15 protein-coding genes and 1 pseudogene are annotated in these 21015 nt (G+C 67.9%); 7 read left to right on the plus strand and 9 right to left on the minus strand.

What is annotated here, in order from left to right; translation table 11 throughout:
* The first annotated feature begins 37 nt into the window (after nucleotides 1–37).
* Entirely contained in the window at nucleotides 38–427 is a 390-nt protein-coding gene (locus AABM56_RS01740; RefSeq protein WP_133860505.1) for a lysozyme inhibitor LprI family protein, read from the plus strand.
* Between the two features lie 692 nt (nucleotides 428–1119).
* Nucleotides 1120–3057 carry an autotransporter domain-containing protein gene (locus AABM56_RS01745; protein WP_347883806.1) on the plus strand — a complete coding sequence of 646 codons (1938 nt, stop codon included), beginning with the start codon at nucleotides 1120–1122 and terminating at the stop codon, nucleotides 3055–3057.
* Between the two features lie 52 nt (nucleotides 3058–3109).
* Here the strand turns inward: AABM56_RS01745 and AABM56_RS01750 are convergent, their stop codons facing one another.
* The 5 genes from AABM56_RS01750 to AABM56_RS01770 all read right to left on the minus strand — a co-directional run bounded on the left by AABM56_RS01750 (nucleotide 3110) and on the right by AABM56_RS01770 (nucleotide 9725).
* Nucleotides 3110–5434 (minus strand): GGDEF domain-containing phosphodiesterase, encoded by a 2325-nt coding sequence (locus AABM56_RS01750; protein WP_285386544.1) that lies wholly within the window; start codon nucleotides 5432–5434, stop codon nucleotides 3110–3112.
* Nucleotides 5421–6470 (minus strand): spermidine/putrescine ABC transporter substrate-binding protein, encoded by a 1050-nt coding sequence (locus AABM56_RS01755; protein WP_285386543.1) that lies wholly within the window; start codon nucleotides 6468–6470, stop codon nucleotides 5421–5423. Before AABM56_RS01755 ends, AABM56_RS01750 begins: the two co-directional genes overlap by 14 nt.
* 149 nt (nucleotides 6471–6619) lie before the next feature.
* Nucleotides 6620–7249, minus strand: coding sequence for a phosphatase PAP2 family protein (locus tag AABM56_RS01760; protein WP_133860509.1), 630 nt, complete (start codon nucleotides 7247–7249; stop codon nucleotides 6620–6622).
* 170 nt (nucleotides 7250–7419) lie between these two features.
* Nucleotides 7420–8610 carry a methionine adenosyltransferase gene (gene metK / locus AABM56_RS01765; RefSeq protein ID WP_064307819.1) on the minus strand — a complete coding sequence of 397 codons (1191 nt, stop codon included), beginning with the start codon at nucleotides 8608–8610 and terminating at the stop codon, nucleotides 7420–7422.
* 116 nt (nucleotides 8611–8726) lie between these two features.
* The gene (locus tag AABM56_RS01770) at nucleotides 8727–9725 is read right to left on the minus strand and encodes a metalloregulator ArsR/SmtB family transcription factor (RefSeq protein ID WP_133860510.1); all 999 of its coding nucleotides are present in this window, start codon (nucleotides 9723–9725) and stop codon (nucleotides 8727–8729) included.
* A 213-nt stretch (nucleotides 9726–9938) separates the two neighbouring features.
* Here AABM56_RS01770 and AABM56_RS01775 point away from each other — a divergent pair, with 213 nt between their 5' ends.
* The 5 genes from AABM56_RS01775 to tkt all read left to right on the plus strand — a co-directional run bounded on the left by AABM56_RS01775 (nucleotide 9939) and on the right by tkt (nucleotide 15525).
* The gene (locus tag AABM56_RS01775; RefSeq protein ID WP_133860511.1) at nucleotides 9939–10580 is read left to right on the plus strand and encodes a paraquat-inducible protein A; all 642 of its coding nucleotides are present in this window, start codon (nucleotides 9939–9941) and stop codon (nucleotides 10578–10580) included.
* A 38-nt stretch (nucleotides 10581–10618) separates the two neighbouring features.
* The gene (locus AABM56_RS01780; RefSeq protein ID WP_256664471.1) at nucleotides 10619–11218 is read left to right on the plus strand and encodes a paraquat-inducible protein A; all 600 of its coding nucleotides are present in this window, start codon (nucleotides 10619–10621) and stop codon (nucleotides 11216–11218) included.
* A complete protein-coding gene (locus AABM56_RS01785) occupies nucleotides 11202–12848 on the plus strand; it encodes an intermembrane transport protein PqiB (RefSeq protein ID WP_133860513.1) in 1647 nt (548 codons plus the stop codon). Before AABM56_RS01780 ends, AABM56_RS01785 begins: the two co-directional genes overlap by 17 nt.
* Nucleotides 12845–13444 carry a membrane integrity-associated transporter subunit PqiC gene (locus tag AABM56_RS01790; protein WP_133860514.1) on the plus strand — a complete coding sequence of 200 codons (600 nt, stop codon included), beginning with the start codon at nucleotides 12845–12847 and terminating at the stop codon, nucleotides 13442–13444. The genes AABM56_RS01785 and AABM56_RS01790 overlap by 4 nt, the downstream gene beginning before the upstream one ends.
* An 83-nt stretch (nucleotides 13445–13527) precedes the next feature.
* Entirely contained in the window at nucleotides 13528–15525 is a 1998-nt protein-coding gene (gene tkt, locus AABM56_RS01795; RefSeq protein ID WP_347883807.1) for a transketolase, read from the plus strand.
* Nucleotides 15526–15594: 69 nt separating this feature from the next.
* Here the strand turns inward: tkt and AABM56_RS01800 are convergent.
* The 4 genes and pseudogenes from AABM56_RS01800 to nrdF all read right to left on the minus strand — a co-directional run bounded on the left by AABM56_RS01800 (nucleotide 15595) and on the right by nrdF (nucleotide 21015).
* Nucleotides 15595–17459, minus strand: a pseudogene (locus AABM56_RS01800) (type VI secretion system tip protein VgrG).
* A gap of 117 nt (nucleotides 17460–17576) precedes the next feature.
* On the minus strand, nucleotides 17577–18083 hold the full coding sequence (locus AABM56_RS01805; protein ID WP_133860516.1) for a methylated-DNA--[protein]-cysteine S-methyltransferase: 507 nt from the start codon (nucleotides 18081–18083) through the stop codon (nucleotides 17577–17579).
* Complete coding sequence (locus AABM56_RS01810) at nucleotides 18080–19618, minus strand: DNA-3-methyladenine glycosylase 2 (RefSeq protein WP_133860517.1); 1539 nt, start codon at nucleotides 19616–19618, stop codon at nucleotides 18080–18082. Before AABM56_RS01810 ends, AABM56_RS01805 begins: the two co-directional genes overlap by 4 nt.
* A 416-nt stretch (nucleotides 19619–20034) precedes the next feature.
* Nucleotides 20035–21015 carry a class 1b ribonucleoside-diphosphate reductase subunit beta gene (gene nrdF / locus AABM56_RS01815; RefSeq protein WP_133860518.1) on the minus strand — a complete coding sequence of 327 codons (981 nt, stop codon included), beginning with the start codon at nucleotides 21013–21015 and terminating at the stop codon, nucleotides 20035–20037.

Consider the following 21015-nt stretch of genomic DNA (forward strand, 5'->3'; position numbering starts at 1 on the left):
CGCGCCACTCCGGACGGCCTCCTTGCAGGATGCTGCCATGCTCAAGACCACCCTCGTCGCCACCTTCACCCTGACCGGTATCTTCGGTTTCGCCACGGCTCAGGCCGCCGGTTGCGGCACGCCGCGCAATGCCTTCGATACCGTCTATTGCGCCAGCAACCTGTTCGCCCAGAGCGACAAGTCGCTGAACCAGACCTATGGCGAGCTGCGCAAGCAGCTGCCGGCCGATCAGCAGGCCGTGCTCAAGCAGCGCCAGCTGGCCTGGATCAAGCAGCGCGACAGCCAGTGCGCCCGCGAGGAGGCCGATGGCTACTTCGTCAATCTGGACTGCGCCGTCACCCTGACCGACAGCCGCCTGGAGGTGCTCAAGGAACGCCTGCGCGAGTGCGCCAGCACCGGTTGCGAGGCGGGCAAGCTGGGGCAGTGAGGTAGCTGGCGGGACAGGGATCTCGCCGCTCCCTCACCCCAGCCCTCTCCCAGAGGGAGAGGGGGTTATCCGAGCAGGTGCTCAGCGTCGTCGCCCGGAGAAAACCGTAGCGTGGAAAACGGCGTTAGCCTTTTCCACTGGGGGTTCGCTGGCCAGGGGCCCTCACCCCAACGCTCTCCCAGAGGGAGAGGGGGCTATCCGAGCGGGCGCTCAGCGTCGTCGTCCCGGATGAAACCGTAGCGTGGAAAACGGCGCAGTCTTTTCCACTGGGGGTTCGCTGGCCAGGGGCCCTCACCCCAACCCTCTCCCCGGGGGAGAGGGGGCTATCCGAGCGGGTGCTCAGCGTCGTCGCCCGGAGAAAATCGTAGCGTGGAAAACGGCGCAGCCTTTTCCACTGGGGTTCGCCGCCAGAGAGCCCTCACCCCAACCCTCTCCCAGAGGGAAAGGGGGCTATCTCAGCGGGCGCTCAGCGTCAGCACCCCCATGAGCGCTGCCACTGGTTGATCAGCAGACTCGACAGTCATGGCGGGCCGCCCTGGTCGAACTATCGACAGCCGTCTGGCATGCCGTCCAGACGGCATGAACGTCCTGCAAGTTTTTGTTCACACCCAGATACAACGTCACAAAAACCGTCTAGCGTGGGGCTACACGCCCTGACGCGTGCTCCGATAACAACAATCAAGGATGCAGGCATGACATCTTTTCTCCGGCAACGCCTGCCGCTGGCCATCGCCCTGGCCACGGCGCTCGCGGCAACCGCCCAGGCGGCTCCCAATCCCTACAGTGGCTTCACCGTGTTCGGCGACAGCCTGCTCGATGCCGGGCAGTTTCCCGACACCGGGGTCAATGGCGCCAGCCTCAGATTCACCAACCGCGTCGGGCCGGGCTACAGCCCGGCCAGCGGCGCGGTGACCGGACCGGTGTCCTCGATGCTGCTCGGCCAGCAACTGGGCTTCGATGTCCGTACCCTGGACGCCTCCACCTCGCTGATCAATCAGCGGATCGGCCTGAGCGATGGTGACAACTGGGCCACGGGCGGCTACACCACGGCGCAGATCCGCGACTCCATCACCGCTCGCAACGGCTCGGTGGTGGCGGTGGGTGGCCTGATCCTGCGCAGCCGGGACGGCTACCTGCCCGGACTTGCCAGCCAGGGCCTGAGTCTGGATCCCAATACCCTGTTCTACATCAGCGGCGGGGGTAACGACTTCCTCCAGGGACTGGTCACCTCGCCGGCCACCGCGGCAGCCGCGGCCAATCGCCTGGGTGACGGCGTCGCTGCGCTGCAGCAGGCCGGCGCCCGCTACATGGTGGTCTGGCTGCTGCCCGACATCGGCCAGACCCCGGCCCTGGCCGGTTCGCCGCAACAGGCGGCCAGCTCGGCCCTGAGCCGGGTCTACAACCAGGCGCTGGTGGCGCGCCTGGCCGGCATCGACGCCGAGATCATCGGCCTCAACGTGCCCCAGCTGCTGGCCGAGGTGGTGGCCGAACCGGGGCGCTATGGCCTGGCCAGCGGGCAGAATCTGACTGGCACCTGCTTCAGCGGCGACAGCTGCACCCGCAATGCCACCTATGGCCTGGGCGCGGCGGCGGCCGATCCCAGCCAGCTGCTGTTCAACGATCGCGTCCACCCGACCATCACCGGTCAGCGGCTGATCGCCGACTATGCCTATTCGCTGCTGGCCGCACCCTGGGAGGTCACCCTGCTGCCGGAGATGGCCCAGTCCACCCTCAGGGCGCACCAGGACGGCCTGCACCAGCGCTGGCTGGGCGACTGGCATGCCTGGCAGCCGGTGGGACGCTGGCAGGGCTATGTGGATACCAGCGCGCGGCGCCTGGACGTCGACGACCAGCGCAGCACTGCCGGCGGCGATGGCAACGGCTACAGCCTGGACCTGGGTGGCAGCTATCGACTCAGCGAGGAATGGCGCCTCGGTGTCGCCGCCGGGGTCGCGCGGCAACACCTGGAACCCGGTGCGGCCGATTCCGACTATCGCCTCAACAGCTATCTGCTCAGCGCCTTCGCCCAGTACCAGGGCGAGCGCCTCTGGGGCGATCTCACCGCCACCGGCGGACGGCTGGACTACGACGACCTGAGCCGGCGCTTCGCGCTTGGCCCGACCACCCGCAGCGAGCAGGGCGATACCGACGGCGATCTGCGCGCCCTCTCGGCGCGCCTGGGGTACGACCTGGCAGCGGCCGGCAGTCCCTGGCACCTGAGTCCCTATCTCAGCGCCGACTATGCCCGTGTCCAGGTGGACGGCTACCGGGAGCGCGGCAACGACGCCACGGCGCTGGAATTCGACGACCAGTCGAGCACCTCGCGGCGACTGGGGCTGGGCCTGCAGGGCCGCTGGCAACTCGCACCGGCCACGGCGCTGTTCGCCGATCTGGGCCGTGAGCGGGAATTCGCCGATGGCACTCGCGATGTGACCATGCGCCTGAACAGCGTGCCAGGCCTGGACTACACCCTGGACGGCTACCAGCCCGACAGCGACCGCACCCGCCTGAGTCTGGGCGTGGTCCAGCGGCTGACGCCGGAGCTGACCCTGCGCGGCGGCTACAGCTATGCCGGTGCGGGCGATACCCACCAGCAGGGCGTGGGCCTGGGCCTGTCGCTGGACTTCTAAGCGCAGCTCCACCTGGTAGCGCTCGCTGACCTTGCGCCAGTGAGCGTCATCCCTAGACCCGGCTGGGATCGCCCAGCCGTTGGCGTTGCCAGTCGCGCAATTCGTCCAAGCGCCGTGGCGGGCACACCAGAAAACCCTGCAGGAGATCGCACCCGGCCTGTTGCAGGCAGAGCTGCTTGAGTTCGGTGTCCACGCCCTCGGCGATCACCTGGGCATCGCGGGCATGGCAGAAGGCGATGAGCGCAACCAGGCTGGCCTGGTTGCCGGGTTGGCTGAGGCGCTCGACGATGAGCCGGTCAAACTTGATGGTGTCGGCGGGATAGTCGGTGACCTGTTGGATGGAGGTGTAGCCCACGCCGAAATCGTCGATGGCCACGCGAAAGCCCTCGGCGCGCAATTCGTGCAGCAGTCCCAGGGTCCGCTCGTTCAACTCGGCGGCGAAGGTCTCGGTGAATTCCAGTTCCAGGTGGGCCGGATCGACGCCGTGGTGGCGCACCCGCTCGCGCAGATAGGGCACGATGTCGGCCTGATCCAGTTGCGCGGAAGACAGGTTGACGGACAGCACCAGATCGGTGCCCAGTACCTCTTGCAGCGCGGGATACTCGCGGCAGGCCTGGTCCACGACCCAGCGATCGATCCAGCGGAAATGTCCCTGGCGCTCGGCGATGGGGATGAACTCCGCCGGTGACACGGCGCCGAGGCGGGGCGAATTCCAGCGCAGCAGGGTCTCGGCGGAGCGTACCTGGCCGGCACTGTCGACCGCCGGCATGTAGACCAGGTGAAACTCCTCGTCCGGGTTGAGGTGCCGCAGGTATTCGTCCAGCAGATCCTGGCGGCGCTGGCGCGCGGCCAGCTCCGGAGTGAAATGCACCAGGCGATTGCCGCCTTCGTTCTTGGCCCGCTCCAGGGCCAGATCGGCCTGGGCCAGCAGGTCGGCCAGGTCCAGCGGCGCCTCGGGGGTCGCCAGGCCGATGCTCAGGGTCACCGCATAGCGGCGTTCGCCCACCAGGGTGCCGTTGTCATGGTTCTGCTGCAGCTGCTGGCCCAGGGCGAGGGCATCGGTCGCCGCTGCCGGGCCACGTAGCAGGATGGCGAATTCATCGCCCGCCAGGCGGGTAAACACCAGCTCGTTGTCTGCCTGATAGGCCTTAAGCTGTTGCTGGGTCTGCCGGGCGACGGCCTGCAGCAGTTCATCGCCCACCTCGTGGCTGAATCTGTCGTTCACCGACTTGAAATGGTCCAGGCCGAAATAGAGCAGGGCGATACGACGACCGTCCGGCTTGCCCGCCAGCCAGGATTCGCCCATGAGTTGGAAATAGCGGCGGTTGCCGATCTGGGTGAGGACGTCGGTGCGCAAGGCCGTGCGCAATTGCGCCAGGATGGCCAGGTTGTTGTCGTGCAGGCGCTTCATGTTGGCACCCAGGTGACCGATCTCGCCGGGTTCGTCGCCGGTTTCGAGCGCCTGGCGCTGGCCTTCCAGGACTTCCGTGAGCTGGCTGTCCAGGCGGGCGATGGGCCGGGTGATGTAGCGGCGGATCAGCAAGATCAGCACCAGGATGCAGGCCAGGGTCACCAGCAGGCCGCCACTGAAGTAGGCGATCGCCAGGCGGCGCAATTCCTTGTCCAGGCGTCCCGGGTCCGGGGTCAGGCGTACATAGAGATCAGGCGACAGCCGCTCGATGGCACTGAAGTCGCGGGTGCGGGTGAGCGGTGTCCGGCTGAATTTCAGGGGGGCGCCATAGCTCTGTTCCAGGCTGCGGCGCAGGGCCTCCATCCGGTCCGGGCTGACCGCCAGCTGCAGCGTCATCGCCAGGCCGCGCTGCCCCGGCAGGGGCGGTCCGGCGGTGCTCGGCAGCAGCGAGGTGGTCGCCACCAGCAACGAACGCCCCTGCTCGTCGAGCAGATAGTCGCGCCGCTCCAGCGGGCCGTTCGGCTCCCGGGCCAGGCGTGCGAGCAACTGGCGCTGGACGCCGCTCAACTGGGCGAAGGGATCGCCGCTGCGCTCGTAGTAGTAGGCCAGGCTGAGATCGGGGCGGGCGATCGCCAGGGAGATGTGGCTGGGTGCATCGTCGCCGGCCAGCTGGCGCACCGCCAGTTGCAGCTGGGTACCCAGGGCTTCGTTGCGATAGGGCACCTCGGTCTGCCGCAGGAAGTTGCCCAGGGCGGCGCTGTTGGACAGGGCATAGAGCAGGTTGCGGCTGAAGTGATCGTACTCGCGATAGGTGGTTTCCAGCGCCGCCAGGTCGTGGTTGAGCCGCGAACGTTCGAGGCCGATCACCGCCTCGCGCTGCACCGTGTAGCCCAGCCCCACCAGGGTCAGGCTGCAGAGCAGGGCGACCGGCAGGATCAGCAGCAGGGCGCGCCTATTGAGCGTCATGGCGACCTACCAAAGCGCTGCCGATGCGTTGCCGGGTCTGGAAGGTGTCGGGTGGACCTTCACGAAAGACCTGGCTGCGGGCGAGCACGTCGTCAGGGGGGAACAGGCTGGGATCCTGGCGCAGGTCTGCCGGCAGCAGGCGCAGGGCGCCGGCGTTGGGGGTCGCCAGGTGCAGTTCCTCGGTCGCCAGCACGGCATTGCGCGGCTCGTTGAGGAAATCGATGAAGCGCCAGGCGGCCGCCTGGTGCCGGGAGCTGCTGAGCAGGGCCACGCAGTCCACCCATAGCAGGCTGCCTTCGCGGGGCGTGACGAAGCGCCAGGGCTGTCCGGGGGTCGCGGCATTGAGCAGGTGCTGGTCGCCGCTGTAGCCCAGGGCCAGCTCGATGCGATCGCTGTAGGCCGGATTGCGCAGGGCGCTGACCACGTACTGATAGGTCAGCACCGCCGGGGCCTGGGCCTTGAGCAGGGCGAAGCTGCGTCGGAGCAGCTCGGGATCGTCGCTGTTGATGGCGGCGCCCAGGGTGATCAGGGGGGCGACCAGCAGATCGTCGTGGTCTTCGAGCATGGCGATATGACCGTGCAGGGCCGGCTCCGGCTGCAGCAGCGGCTGCCAGGAAGAAGGCGCCTGGGCCAGGCGATCGCTGCGATAGAGCAGACCCAGGGTGCCCCAGACGTAGGGCACGGCATAGTCGCCGCAACTCTGGCGCCAGCGCGGATCGAGCTCGCGCAGATGCGGCAGGCGCTGAGGGTCGATGCGGGTCAGCAGGCCGTCCTGACCGAGGCGGGTGGCGCTGACCTCGTTGATCACCACCAGGTCGAGATCGACATCGCCGCGCGCCAGGGTCGCGTCGCGTACGTCACTGCTGTCGAAATGGATTTCCTGCACGGTGGGATGGGCCTTGGCCCAGCGCTGCAGCAGGGTGTCGCTGAAGTAGCCTTCCCAGGTATAGAGCCGCAAGGACTCGGCAGCCGCCACGGGTGACGCGGGCAGCCCGGTAAGCACCAGGCTGCAGACAAGGGGGAGGCAGTAGCGCATGCGGACGACTCGGCGGCAAGGACTGACTTAACTAGGAGGGGCCGAAAGGCCCTGGCGTTCACCCCGGGAACGTCGGGGCTTCTGCCAGTCTAGGAGTCCGCTGGGTATTCGCCAGCCGCGGGCCGTCTATTGCAGGTGCTGGGCCTTGCTCAGTTCTGCAGCGGTGCCACGCCGGCACGCTGATGGGCGCGGGTCCAGGGCTTCTGCTCGTCGGCGAATTTCACCGCCAACCGCTCCAGCACCCGTTGCGTCGGGGCGTTGGTGCCATGCAGCAGCAACAGGGGCAACAGCAGCAGGCTGGCGCCCAGCGCGGCCTGGCGCGGTCTGAGGTTGACCTCCTGGCCCCGCAGCAGCCACAGCAGGCTGCCGCTGGCGGCATAGCCGATGGGCAGGCCGGTCACCACTTCCGAGATCGAGTGATAGCCCAGCACCACCCGCGAGACGGCGATGAGCAGGGCACAGAGCGCGCCGAGGGCGGCTGCGCTCAGCCGCAGCGACGGCCGCGCCCGGCTGGCCAGCAGCCAGCCGAGGACCGGCAGCACGCTGCCAACCAGCATGGAGTGGCCGCTGAAGCCGGTGAAGTCCAGGCGGGGGATGCCCAGGCCCCAGCCGAAGAAGGCGATCTTCGACAGGGCAACGCTGAGCCCGGCGGCACCAAACAGCAGCAGCCAGAGCAGTGCCGCCCGCGCGGACAGACCGGCCAGCAGCCAGAGCGCGATCAGCACGGCGCAGGGAAGCATCACCGAAGAATCGCCGAAGTTGGTGATGAACAGCCACATGGATAAGCAGACTCCTGGGGAAGACGAGGCATTCTGACCATCAGATGCCCAGAGGTTGCATCGCGCGTGCCAGGCTGTGGACTGGCGCAAGAAAGCGCTGGGATCCCGCGTGCAGACCCAGAAAAAAGCCCCGGCACCAGCGGTGGCGGGGCTGTTTGCCGGGAGGCGTGTTACAGGCCTGCGGCGGCGCGCAGGGCGGCGGCGCGGTCGGTGCGTTCCCAGGTGAAGGTGGTGAAGGTGTCGTCGCCCACGGTGACTTCCTGCGGGTGGCGGCCGAAGTGACCATAGGCCGCGGTGGCCTGGTACATCGGGTGCAGCAGGTCGAGCATGGTGGTGATGGCGTAGGGGCGCAGGTCGAAATGCTCGCGCACCAGCTGCACGATCTTCTCGTCGCTGATCTTGGCGGTGCCGAAGGTGTTGATCGAGATGGAGGTGGGCTGGGCCACGCCGATGGCGTAGGACACCTGGATCTCGCAACGATCGGCCAGGCCGGCGGCGACGATGTTCTTGGCCACATAGCGACCGGCGTAGGCGGCGCTGCGGTCGACCTTGGACGGGTCCTTGCCGGAGAAGGCGCCACCGCCGTGACGGGCCATGCCGCCGTAGCTGTCGACGATGATCTTGCGGCCGGTCAGACCGCAGTCACCCACCGGGCCGCCAATGATGAACTGGCCGGTCGGGTTGATGTGGAACTGGGTGTCCTTGTGCAGCAGCTCGGCGGGGATGACGTGCTTGACGATCAGCTCCATCACGGCTTCGCGCAGGTCGGCGTATTTGACCTCGGGATTGTGCTGGGTGGACAGCACGATGGCGTCGATGCCGACCACCTTGCCGCCTTCGTAGCGGCAGGTCACCTGGGACTTGGCGTCCGGACGCAGCCAGGGCAGCAGGCCCGACTTGCGTGCCTCGGCCTGACGCTCCACCAGGCGGTGGGAGAAGGTGATGGGCGCAGGCATCAGTACATCGGTCTCGTTGCAGGCATAGCCGAACATCAGGCCCTGGTCGCCGGCGCCCTGGTCTTCCGGCTTGCTGCGATCGACGCCCTGGGCGATATCCACCGACTGCTTGCCGATGATGTTGACGATGCCGCAGGTGGCGCCGTCGAAGCCCACGTCCGAGCTGTCGTAGCCGATGTCGACGATGACGTCGCGCACCAGTTGCTCCAGGTCGACCCAGGCGGAGGTGGTCACCTCACCGGCGACAATGGCCACACCGGTCTTGACCAGGGTCTCGCAGGCCACACGGGCGTGCTTGTCCTGGGTGATGATGGCGTCGAGCACGGCATCGGAGATCTGGTCGGCGATCTTGTCCGGATGGCCTTCGGACACGGACTCGGAGGTGAACAGGGAATATTCGCTCATCGAATGGTTCCTAAATTACCAGGGGGTAGGGGCCCGCAGGCCGGTCGAGACAGCAGTTTCCTTGCTGGACATGACGCCCTTGAGCGTCGGGTCCGCCCGCCACTGGCCAGTTGGCCTCATGACGGGGTGTTTCCCTGATCCGGGCGCGCGAACTGGCGCACCTGGATCTGAAAGCCGTTGCGCAGGCCCAGGTAGAGGCTTTCGCCCGCCTGCAGGCCGGCGGCCTGGGCCCAGCGCGCCAGTTCGTCCTGGTCGAAGCCGAGCCAGAGATCGCCACAGGCCGCGCGCGCCCAGGTCTGGTCGTGAGGGCAGAGGTCGGTGATCACCAGGCTGCCACCCGGCGCCACGCGCCGGGCCAGTTGCTGCAGGGCTTCCGCCGGTGCGGCCAGATGGTGCAGGACCATGTTGAGGACCACGCAGTCGGCCGCGGGCAGCGGCTCGGCGAGGGCGTCGGCCAGTTGCAGTTCGACATGGGCGAGACCGTCGCGCTGGCAGCGCTGACGCGCCAGTTCGAGCATGGCCGGGCTGTTGTCCACCGCCACCACCCGGGCGAAGCGCCGCGCCAGGTCCGGCAGGAAGGCGCCGTCGCCCGGGCCCACCTCCAGGGCGCAGCCGCGCGGATCCAGGGCCAGGGCGTCCAGCAGGCTGAGCAGGCCGTCGCGATACTGCGGCAGACTGGCGATGAGGTCCTGCTGGGCCTGGAATTTTTCCGCCACCCGGGCGAAGAAGTCGCGACTCACCGCCGCGCGCTGGGCATGCACCTCGCCGATCCGCGTCTGCACGGCGCCGGGCAGGGCCAGGCTGTCCACCTCTTCGAGCAGGGCGGCGTGCAGGGCGCCTCCCAGGCTGCCGGGACGCGGCAGGGCGCGGCGATAGAAGATGGCATTGCCCTCGCGGCGGGTGGCCACCAGCTGCGCCTGGGCCAGCACCTTGAGGTGGTGGCTGATGCCGGACTGGCCGGTGGCGAAGATCTGTGCCAGTTCCAGCACGCCGAAGGAGGCGCTGTGCAGGGCGCGCAGGACGTTCAGGCGCAGGGGATCGCCACCGGCCTTGCACAGGGCGGCGAGGGTGTCTCCTGGTTCCTGGCCGAGCGCCGGCACACGTAGGGGATTCATGGGGCGCTAGTCTAGAGACCCGTCCCGGGCCTCGCAAGAAAAGCATCAAAAAGTTTTGATACTTGCCCGCAGCGGCTGGCCGCGCATACCTTCGCCGAGGAAGGTAAGATGCCCGGGCCTTTTGCTCAGCGGTCTTCGCGGCGTTGCGGTAACGACCGCGAGCCTCGCGCGTCCAACCTGCAGCCCCCTTCCAGGAGCGTCACCGGGTAACCCATGTCCGTCCAGCCACCATCTCCTTCCGCGCCTGCTGCCGGCACGCGCCTGGTGATCTGCGAGCACTGCGATTCGGTGCATCGCCTCGAACCCCTCGCGGTGGGTGAGCGGGCGCATTGTCTGCGCTGTGGCGCCTTGCTCTATCGCGCCAGCCGGCTGGATATCCAGGGTCTGCTGGCGCTGGCGATCGCCGCGGCGGTGCTGTTCGTGATCGCCAATGTCGGGCCGATCCTGCAACTCAGCTTTCGCGGCCTGCACAGCGAGGCGACCCTGCTGGAATCGGTGGTCGCCATGAGTCGCGGCTTCGCCGGCCCCATGGCGCTGGTGGTGGCCATGACCCTGTTCGTGGTGCCGCTGCTGCAGATCGTCCTGCTGCTCTGGGTGCTCGGCTTCGCCCAGCTCGGCCGCCGCGCGCCCGGCTTCGCCACGGCCATGGTCACCCTGCATTACCTGCGGCCCTGGAGCATGATCGAGGTCTTCGTGCTCGGCGCCCTGGTGGCGGTGATCAAGCTCGCCGGGCTGCTGCACGTGGTGGTGGGCCTGGGGCTGTTCGGCATGGTCGGGCTGATGGTGGTCCTGCTGATCATCGCCAAGCGCGACCTGCACCCGCTGTGGGACGCCGTCGGGGAGCGCGAGCCGTGACCGCGCCCCAGCTGCCGCCGCGCGCCGACGAACTCGGCCTGTGCCTCTGCCACGTCTGCGGCAAGGTCTGCAGCGCGCCACGCCGGCACAAGGCCGGCTGCCCGCGCTGCGGCTCGGCGCTGCACCGGCGCAAGCCGAACGTCTATGCCAAGACCTGGGCCTATCTGCTCGCCGCGCTGATCCTCTATATCCCGGCCAATACCCTGCCGGTGATGTTCACCGGTACCCTGGGCCGCGGCACGGAAAGCACCATCCTCGAAGGGGTGATCGAATTCTGGGAGAACGGCTCCTGGGGCGTCGCCCTGGTGATCTTCATCGCCAGCGTGGCGGTGCCCTCCATCAAGTTTCTGGTGCTCGGCACCCTGCTGGTGACCTGCCAGCGCCGCAGCGACTGGGCCACCGCCCAGCGTGCCCGGCTCTATCGCTTCGTCGAGCTGATCGGCTACTGGTCGATGCTCGACGTGATCGTGGTGGCCCTGGTCTCGGCGCTGGTGCACTTCGGTGCCCTGAGTTCGGCGGCGCCGCGCCTGGGTATCGTGTTCTTTGGTTTCGTGGTAGTGCTGACGATGCTCGCCGCGATGAGTTTCGATCCCCGCTTGATCTGGGATGCAGAGGTGAACGATGACGGACAGGCATGAACCCGACGCCCTGGCGCCTACCCCCGAGGTACGCCGCAGTCGCTGGAGCGTATCGCTGATCTGGCTGGTGCCCATCGTGGCGGCCCTGATCGGGCTGTCCATGGTGATCCACAGCTGGGCCTCGCGCGGTCCGACCATCACGGTGACCTTTCTCACCGCCGAGGGCCTGGAAGCCGGCAAGACCCAGGTCAAGTACAAGAACGTGGTGATCGGCACCGTCAGCGACATCCAGCTGGCGCCGGATCGCAACCGGGTGATCACCACCATCGAGCTGGAAAAGTCCGCCGAGGGCTTCGCCACCAAGGACGCCCGCTTCTGGGTGGTGCGTCCGCGCTTCGGCGTCAATGGCGTCTCGGGGGTCGACACCCTGGTGTCGGGCGCCTTCATCGGTGCCGACATCGGCGATTCCAGCGAATCCCATCGCGACTTCCGCGGTCTGGAGCAGCCGCCGGCGCTGATCCACGGGGCCTCGGGCAAAAGATTCATCGTCACCGCCGACGACATCGGCTCGCTGGACGTCGGCTCACCGGTCTATTACCGGCGCATCCAGGTCGGCCGGGTGGTGTCCTTCCACCTCAATCCGGATGGCAAGGGTGTCAGCGCCCAGGTCTTCATCGATTCGCCCTACGACCGCTTCGTCACCGCCAACAGCCGCTTCTGGAACGCCAGCGGGGTCGATGTCTCGCTCAGCGCCTCCGGGCTCAAGCTCAATACCCAGTCGCTGGCCACGGTGGTGGCGGGCGGCATCGCCTTCGTCACCCCCGAATGGCCGAAGGATCCGCAGGAGGCCCAGGAAGACCAGAGTTTCACCCTGTTCGACGACCAGACCAGCGCCCTGGCCCCGCCGGATGGCGAGCCCTTCTATGTGCGGATGAGATTCCAGCAGTCGCTGCGCGGGCTGTCGACCGGAGCACCGGTGGAATTCCTCGGCATGAACGTCGGCCGGGTGGTGTCCCTGACCCCCGACTACGAGGACAGCCAGGATCGCTTCTCGCTGATCGTCGGCGCGGTCATCTATCCCCAGCGGCTGGGTGACGTCGGCAAGCGCATCGAGACCAAGGACCGCGACGGCAAGCTGTTCGCCGGCTGGGTGGCCCGTGGTCTGCGCGCCCAGGCCCGCACCGGCAACCTGCTGACCGGTCAGCTCTACATTTCCGTCGACTTCGTGCCCAATGCGCCCAAGGTGGCCTTCGATCCCCAGGCCAAGCCGCTGTCGATTCCCACCGTCACCGGCAGCTTCGATCGCCTGCAGGAGCAGATGGCCGGCATCGTCAACAAGATCGACAAGATCCCCTTCGATTCCATCGGCAAGAATCTCGACACCAGCCTGGCGCAGCTCAGCGGCACCCTCAAGCAGCTCAACGCTGGCGTCCTGCCGCAACTGACCACCACCCTGATGGGCGTGCAGCAGCTCACCGGCAGCGCCAGCCAGAGCCTGGGCGCCGATTCGCCGGTGCAGCAGAATCTGACCCAGACCCTCGAAGAGATGCAGCGCATGGCGCGTTCCCTGCGCGTGTTCGGCGACTACCTCGGCCGCCATCCGGAATCCCTGATCCGCGGTCTGGTGACCGATCCGCCGCCCAAGTTCGAGCCGGGCTCCCGCGATCCCGCCAAAGGAAAACTGCAATGAAGCGCCTGACCTGCCTGGCTCTGCCCCTGCTGCTGGCCGCCTGTTCATCCAAGGCGCCGCTCAACTACCACACCCTGACCAGCGCCGCGGAACCCGCGTCCCAGGCGCGCACCGCGAATTTCCGCTTCGCCCTGCAAGGCGTCTCGGTCCCGCCGCAGGTGGATCAGCCGCAACTGGTGGTCCGCCAGGGCGACGGCATCGCCCTGCTGGAGAACGAACGCTGGATCGCGCCCCTGGCCGACGAGGTGCGCAGCGCCCTGTCCGCCGACCTGTCCCGGGACCTCGGTACCCTGGACCTAGGCGATGCCCCGCGCGGCAGTGGTGCCTCGGTGCTGCGCATCAAGGTGGATCTGCAGCGCTTCGATTCGCAGCCCGGGCGTGGCGTGCAGCAGGACGCGCTCTGGACCCTGCGCCTGGCCGAACCGGGCGGGGAGCGGGTGCTCACCTGTGGCAGCCGGATCAGCCAGCCCGCCGGCGGCTCCTATGCCGAGGTCGTGGCGGCGCACCGCCAGGCCCTGGCGACCCTGGCCAGGCGCATCGAACCGGTGGCACGCGCCTTCGTGGTCGACGGCGCCACGGTCTGCCCGGCGGGCTGAGGCGACCGCGCCGATTGCTGGAAGTGCCCTGGCTGGGCCAGAATAACGGCCCCTTCGCTCTGCCTCTGCCAGGAGACACCGCAATGCCCAGCCGTCGTGATCGAGCCAACGCCATCCGCGCCCTCAGCATGGATGCCGTGCAAAAGGCCAACAGTGGCCACCCCGGCGCCCCCATGGGCATGGCCGACATCGCCGAGGTGCTCTGGCACGATCAGCTCAAGCACAACCCTGGCAATCCCCTGTGGGCCGACCGCGACCGCTTCGTGCTGTCCAACGGCCACGGCTCCATGCTCATCTATTCGCTGCTGCACCTGTCCGGCTACGACCTGTCCATCGACGACCTGAAGAATTTCCGGCAGCTGCACAGCAAGACCCCGGGCCACCCCGAATACGGCTACGCCCCGGGTATCGAGACCACCACCGGCCCCCTGGGTCAGGGCATCGCCAACGCCGTGGGCTTCGCCCTGGCGGAAAAGGTCATGGCTGCGCAGTTCAACCGTGACGGCCACCGGATCGTCGGCCACCACACCTACGCCTTCCTCGGCGATGGCTGCATGATGGAAGGCATCTCCCACGAGGTCTGCTCTCTGGCCGGCACCCTGGGCCTGTCCAAGCTGATCGCCTTCTACGACGACAACGGCATCTCCATCGATGGCGAGGTCGAAGGCTGGTTCACCGACGACACCCCCAAGCGCTTCGAGAGCTACGGCTGGCAGGTGATCCGCAACGTCGACGGCCATGACGCCGACGAGATCCAGACCGCCCTGGACACCGCGCGCAAGAGCGACAAGCCCACCCTGATCTGCTGCAAGACCGTGATCGGCTACGGCGCACCGCACAAGCAGGGCAAGGAAGAGTGCCACGGCGCGCCGCTGGGCAACGACGAGATCCAGGCCGCGCGCGAGCTGCTCGGCTGGGCCCATGCGCCCTTCGAGATTCCCGCCGACATCTATGCCGAGTGGAGCGCCAAGGAGCGCGGCGCCGCCGCCGAGGCCGAGTGGAACGAGCGGTTCGCCGCCTACGCCCAGGCCCATCCGCAATTGGCCGCCGAGTTCAAGCGCCGCATGGCCGGTGATCTGCCCGCCGATTTCGCCGAGCGCGCCGCCGCCTTCATCCAGGACGTCGCCAGCAAGGGCGAGACCATCGCCAGCCGCAAGGCCAGCCAGAACGCCCTGCAGTTCTTTGGTCCGCTGCTGCCCGAACTGCTCGGCGGTTCCGCCGACCTGGCCGGCTCCAACCTGACCCTGTGGAAGGGCGCCCAGGGCGTCACTGCCGAAGACGCCAGCGGCAACTATGTCCACTACGGCGTGCGTGAATTCGGCATGAGCGCCATCATGAACGGCGTCGCCCTGCACGGCGGCCTGGTGCCCTACGGCGCCACCTTCCTGATGTTCATGGAATACGCCCGCAACGCGGTGCGCATGTCGGCGCTGATGAAGCAGCGGGTGCTCTATGTCTTCACCCACGACTCCATCGGTCTCGGCGAAGACGGCCCCACCCACCAGCCGGTGGAGCAGCTGGCCTCGCTGCGCTACACCCCCAACCTGGACACCTGGCGTCCGGCCGACGCGGTGGAATCCGCCATCGCCTGGACCTCGGCCCTGGAGCGTCGCGACGGTCCCAGCGCGCTGATCTTCTCGCGCCAGAACCTGACCCACAGCGTGCGTGACGCCGCCACCCTGGGCAACGCCGCCCGTGGCGGCTACGTGCTCAAGGACTGCAACGGCGAACCCGAGCTGATCCTCATCGCCACCGGCTCCGAAGTCGGCCTGGCGGTGCAGGCCTATGACCGCCTGACCGCCGAAGGTCGCCAGGTGCGCGTGGTCTCCATGCCCAGCACCAGCGTCTTCGACCGCCAGAGCCCCGAGTACCGTCAGCAGGTCCTGCCGGTGGAAGTCGGCGCGCGCATCGCCATCGAGGCCGGCATCGCCGACTTCTGGTACAAGTACGTCGGTCTCGACGGTCGTATCATCGGCATGCACACCTACGGCGAATCCGCTCCGGCGGCGGCGCTGTTCGAGCACTTCGGCTTCACCCTGGACAATGTCCTGGCGGTGGCCGGCGAGTTGCTGGAAGACTGAGTCCTGTTGCGGTAATCCGAAAAGCCACGCCTAGGCGTGGCTTTTTTGTGTCCGCGATTCGGCACGCGCTCAGGGATTCACCCGGATGCTCGGGCCAGCTAGGGTGACCCCGCCGGCATCCAGCTGCACAAAGCTGCCGCCGGTCCTGAGGGTGAGGCGGGCGCCGGCTTCCAGGACGATCTTCTGGCCACTGTGCAGCCGGATCTCGCTACCGCCTCGACCAGCAGGCTGCCGTCCAGCCGCAGATGCTGACTCGTGTTTATGTCCAGGTGATCGTCGGCGCGCACCTCGGTGCGGCGTTCGCCCCGGGTGATGCGGTGTTCCTCGGCGTGGAAGGTGCTGTAGCTGTTGCCCCGGATGCGCTCATGGCGTTCGTGGCCGATCTCGCTGCGGTGGTCGTGGCCGATGCGTTCGTCCCAGTCGCGCTGGGCATGGACATGGATCTCTTCCTGACCCCATTGATCCTCGCTGCGGAGTTCGTTGTAGCCGTTGCCGCCGGGGCTGCTGAGGCTCTTGAAGGTGCTGCGGGTCTGGTCCCTGGGCAGTTCCAGCGGCGGCCGCTGCTCGGCATGGTACAGGCAGCCGATCACCAGCGGCTGATCGGGATCGCCTTCGAGAAAGCCGACCAGTACCTCCATGCCGATCCGCGGCAGGCTCAGGGCGCCGTGGCCGTTACCGGCCCAGCCGCTGGCGACCCGCAGCCAGCAACTGCTGTGCTCATCCGCCTGGCCTTCGCGATCCCAGTGGAATTGCACCTTGATTCGGCCCAGGGCATCGCAGTGTATTTCCTCGCCGGCCGGTCCGGTGACCACGGCGCTCTGGGCGCCCAGCAGCCGGGGTTTGGGATGGCGCAGGGGCAGGCGGAAGGGCAGCGCCCACGGCCGCGCGACAAAGCTGTTGCGATAGCCCTGGGCGAAGCCGTCGGCCGGGATCCGGTCGGCAACGTCTTCCTCCAGGACCTGCGGCTGCCGGCCCTGGTGCTGGATCTCGGTCAACAGCCAGAGCTGATTCCAGTCGGCGCGCGGATGCTGTTCCAGCGGCAGGAAGTGCCCGCTCACCAGGCTGGGCTGGTCGCTCGTGCCCTGGGCCTGGAGGGCGTCGCCTCTCAGACGTTCCAGGCGCCGGCTGCTCAGGCGCTGCCCGCGTGCGCGATCGGTGAAGCGCCCGGGAAAGCCATAGTCCTCCAGCGCGGGCTGGGCCGCGGCGTCCGTACTGCTCTGCAGGCGCAGCCGAGGTTGCAGCGGATCATGAGCGCGCAGGAGGCTGGCGCTGCTGCGGATCTGCAGCGCGACCGCCAGGTGACTGATCGCGGGCTCGTCCGCCACCAGGCCGCTGCCGGCTAGATAGCGGGTGGCGCCCAGCTGCGCAAAGCTGGTGGCGTCATCGCCAAAGACCAGCACATGACCGTCGCGACGATGCTGGTGGTGAAAGTGCAGGCCCTCTTCCTCGCAGAGGCGGGTGAGAAAGGCCAGATCGCTTTCGCCGTATTGCACGCAGTAGTCGCGCGGTGGATAGCGAGTCGGGCCCAGGGCGAAGCGATAGTCGCCGTCGAGGATGCCGTGCTCCCCGAGGAGCTGCGCGAGGATCTCGGGAACGTTGCGCCCCTGGAAGAGGCGGGAATTGACGCGGTGAGCCAGCTGGGCCAGGCGTGGCACCAGCTCGGCGCGATAGCGGGTCAGGCGTCGACCGGAATCGCCCTGGGCCACGGCGGCGAGCTGGCCGTGGATGCCCCGGTCACCTGCACCCAGGGCAAGAAAGGCGGAGCGCTGCAACAGTGACTCCAGCGGCCAGTCCGGGCGCTCGCTGACCAGCTCGAGCTGGAAGCGATAGGGCTGGCCGATGGCTTCGTGGCCGTCGAAGGCGAGCACCTGGAAATCGTGGGCGACGCCGTCCAGCGTCAGGGTGAAGGTCGGGGCGTTGGCTGAGCTGGACATCGCATCGCATCCTTGCGAATGGAAAATTCCAGTTTGCGCTACAGAAGTGCACCGGCTCAAGCGCTGTAAGGCGCATGCTAGAGCCTTTTATCAGCCAGGTTCTGGCGCGGTGGCGGGCTAGGACGCCGCGAAGAGATCCCGCGGCGCTGGCAAGGCGCCTTCCAGTTCCAACAGGAATTGCTTGGTCGGCAGGCCGCCACCAAAGCCGGTCAGGGCGCCGGACGCCCCTATCACCCGGTGGCAGGGCAGCACGATGGGCAACGGATTGCGCCCGTTGGCGGCGCCCACTGCGCGCATCGCCTGGGGCCGCCCGAGGTGGCTGGCGAGCTGACCATAGCTCCAGGTCTGGCCGTGAGGGATCTCCGCCAGGGCCTGCCAGACCGCCAGCTGGAAGGGGGTGCCGCGCGGTGCCAGCGGCAGCTCGAACGTCTGGCGCTGGCCGGCGAAGTACTCGCCGAGCTGCGCGCGGGCCAGGTCGAGGATCGGATGGTCGGCGGCGCTCCAGCTGGCATCGCGCTTGGCCAGGTAGCGATTCTCGGGAAACTCCACCACGCGCAGGCCACTGTCGTCGGCGGCCAGGGTAAGCGTTCCTATGGGGCTGTCCAGCAGGCAGTAGGCGATCATCGGGGCGACTCCATGGCGAGACGGGTGGGTACGGGTTCGGCGGGGGCGTCGGCAGGTGCCTTCCAGGTGGCCTCGCGCCAGACCTGCATCACCCCGTAGGCGCGCCAGGGTCGCCAGGCTTCGGCGCGGGCGTACAGGGCCTTGGCGGTCAGGCGCTCGCCGGGCGGCGCCAGGCGTTTCTGCAACACCAGGTCTTCCACCGGACAGGCATCGGGATGGGCGAGGGCGCGCAGGGCGATGTACTGGGCGGTCCAGGGACCTATGCCCTTGAGCGCGATCCAGCGCCGGGCAAAGTCGTCCAGGGTGCGCCCGGTGTCGAAGTCCACCTCGCCGGTACGCAAGGCCCGGGCCACCGTGCCGAGGGTACCGGCGCGGGCGCGGATCAGGCCGAGGCCGGTGAGGTCTTCCAGGGCGGCATCGGCCAGGGCCTCCACCGTGGGAAAGAAGTGGTGCAGACCGGCTGGCGGACGACTGGCCTCGTGGCCGGGCTCGCCCCAGGGCCGCCCGAAGCGCTGCACCACCCGGGCGGTCATGGTGGTGGCCGCCACCACGCTGACCTGCTGGCCGATGACGGCGCGCACGGCGATCTCGAAGCCGTCCCAGCCGCTGGGCAGGCGCAGGCCGGGCCGGCGCGCCACCAGTTCGGCCAGGGTCGGGTCGACGGAAAGGCCCTGGGCGATGGCTTCGGGATCGGCATCCAGATCGAACATGCGGCGGATGCGTGCCACTGCCGCCTGCAGTTCGCCGGGTGCGGCACCGTGCAACTCCAGGCGCAGCGCCGGCGTGTCGGCGTCCCAGGCCGAGACGCGCAGCCAGCCCGGCTGTTCGGGCGTGCCGATCACCCGGGCGTAGCTGGTGTCGTCCAGCACCTCGACTCCGGGCAGGGCGTGACCGCGAAGGAAATCCAGCTGGGCGTCAAAATCATAGGGCGGACGATAGGCCAGGCGCAGGACCAGCACCGGCGAAGCCGCGGCCTGGCCCTTGCGCACCTGGCTGGGGGCCAGGTCGTAGGCATCGCGAAAGGCGGTGTTGAAGCGTCTGAGACTGCCGAAGCCGGCGGCCAGGGCCACCTCGGTGATCGGCAGCCGGGTCTCGCTGAGCAATTGCTTGGCAAACAGCAGCCGGCGGGTGGTGAGCACCGCCAGGGGCGCAGCGCCCAGGCGCTCGACGAACAGCCGGCGCAACTGGCGTTCGCTGAGATCGAGGCGGGCGGCGAGGGCGGGCAGACCGCCTTCCTCCAGGCCTTCGTCCATCAGTCGCAGGGCACGCGCCAGGGTGGCGTCGCCGCGTTGCCAGTGGCCGCCGGCAGGGGAGAGTTCCGGGCGGCATCTCAGGCAGGGGCGATAGCCGGCGGCCTCGGCGGCCGCGGCGCTGGGGTAGTAGCTGACGTTTTCCGGGCGTGGCGGTTGCGCCGGGCACACCGGTCGGCAATAGATGCCGGTGGTGAGCACCGCGGTGTAGAACAGGCCATCGAAACGCGGGTCCCGCGCCAGGCGGGCGCGTTCGAAGGCGGGTATATCGGGGAAGGCGTTCATGGCGGCAGGTTAGCACCGCCAGGTAGGGGCGACTGGCCGTTTTCGGACGGGACCGCTGAGGTAGAGAGCTATCGCGGCCGTGGGCGGGCGTCTGATAGAGCAGCCTGTGCTATCGCGGCCATGGGCCGCTCCTACAAAAGCAGCGCTGCCCTGTAGGAGCGGCCCATGGCCGCGATAGGCCGTATCACTTATTAGCGTCGTAGCGTGGAAAACGGCGCAGCCTTTTCCGCCGGGGGCTTCATCGCCCGGGCCGCCTTCACCCCAACCTTCTCCCCAGGGGGGAGGGGACTTGCCGGAACAGCGGGTTGGCTCAGCGCCGTAGCCTGGAAAACGGCGCAGCCTTTTCCACTGGGAATTTGTCGCGAGGGACGCCCTCTCCCCAAGGGAGAGGGGGCTTGCCGGAGCAGCGGGTTGGCTCAGAAATTCCAATCCTCGTCTTCGGTACTCACCGCCTTGCCGATGACATAGGACGAACCCGAGCCGGAGAAGAAGTCGTGGTTCTCGTCGGCGCTGGGCGACAGGGCGGCGAGGATCGCCGGGCTGACGTCGGTCATGCTGCTGGGGAACAGCGCTTCGAAGCCCAGATTCATCAGCGCCTTGTTGGCGTTGTAGTGGAGGAATTTCTTCACGTCCTCGCTCCAGCCCACGCTGTCGTAGAGGTCCTCGGTGTAGGCCACCTCGTTGTCGTAGAGGTCCTGCAGCAGCTCGTAGGCGAAGTCCTTGACCTGCTGGCGGCGCTCCGGACTTTCCTTGGCCAGGGCCTGCTGGAATTTGTAGCCGATGTAATAGCCATGCACCGCCTCGTCGCGAATGATCAGGCGGATCAGGTCGGCGGTATTGGTCAGCTTGGCGCGGCTGGACCAGTACATCGGCAGGTAGAAGCCCGAATAGAAGAGGAAGGATTCCAGGAAGACGCTGGCCACCTTGCGCAGCAACGGGTCCTCGGCATGGTAGCGCTCGAGGATCAGCTCGGCCTTAGTCTGCAGATAGGGATTCTCCTCGCTCCAGCGATAGGCCTCGTCCACATCCGGCGTCGAGCAGAGGGTGGAAAAGATCGAGCTGTAGGAGCGCGCGTGCACGGCTTCCATGAAGCCGATGTTGGCGATCACCGCTTCCTCGTGGGGGGTGACGGCATCGGCCAGCAGGGTCGGGGCGCCCACGGCGTTCTGGATGGTGTCCAGCAGGGTCAGCCCGGTGAAGACGCGGATGGTCAGCTGTTGCTCCTTGGGCGTCAGGGTCGCCCAGGAGGGGATGTCGTTGGACAGCGGGATCTTTTCCGGCAGCCAGAAGTTGCCGGTCAGGCGGTTCCACACCTCCAGGTCCTTGTCGTCCTGCAGGCGGTTCCAGTTGATGGCGTTGATGAGTTTCAGGCGCGGCGCGTTGACGGGTGCGTTCAT

Origin of the sequence: Pseudomonas aestiva (assembly GCF_039908605.1) — a bacterium.
Taxonomy (GTDB): Bacteria; Pseudomonadota; Gammaproteobacteria; order Pseudomonadales; family Pseudomonadaceae; genus Chryseomonas; species Chryseomonas aestiva.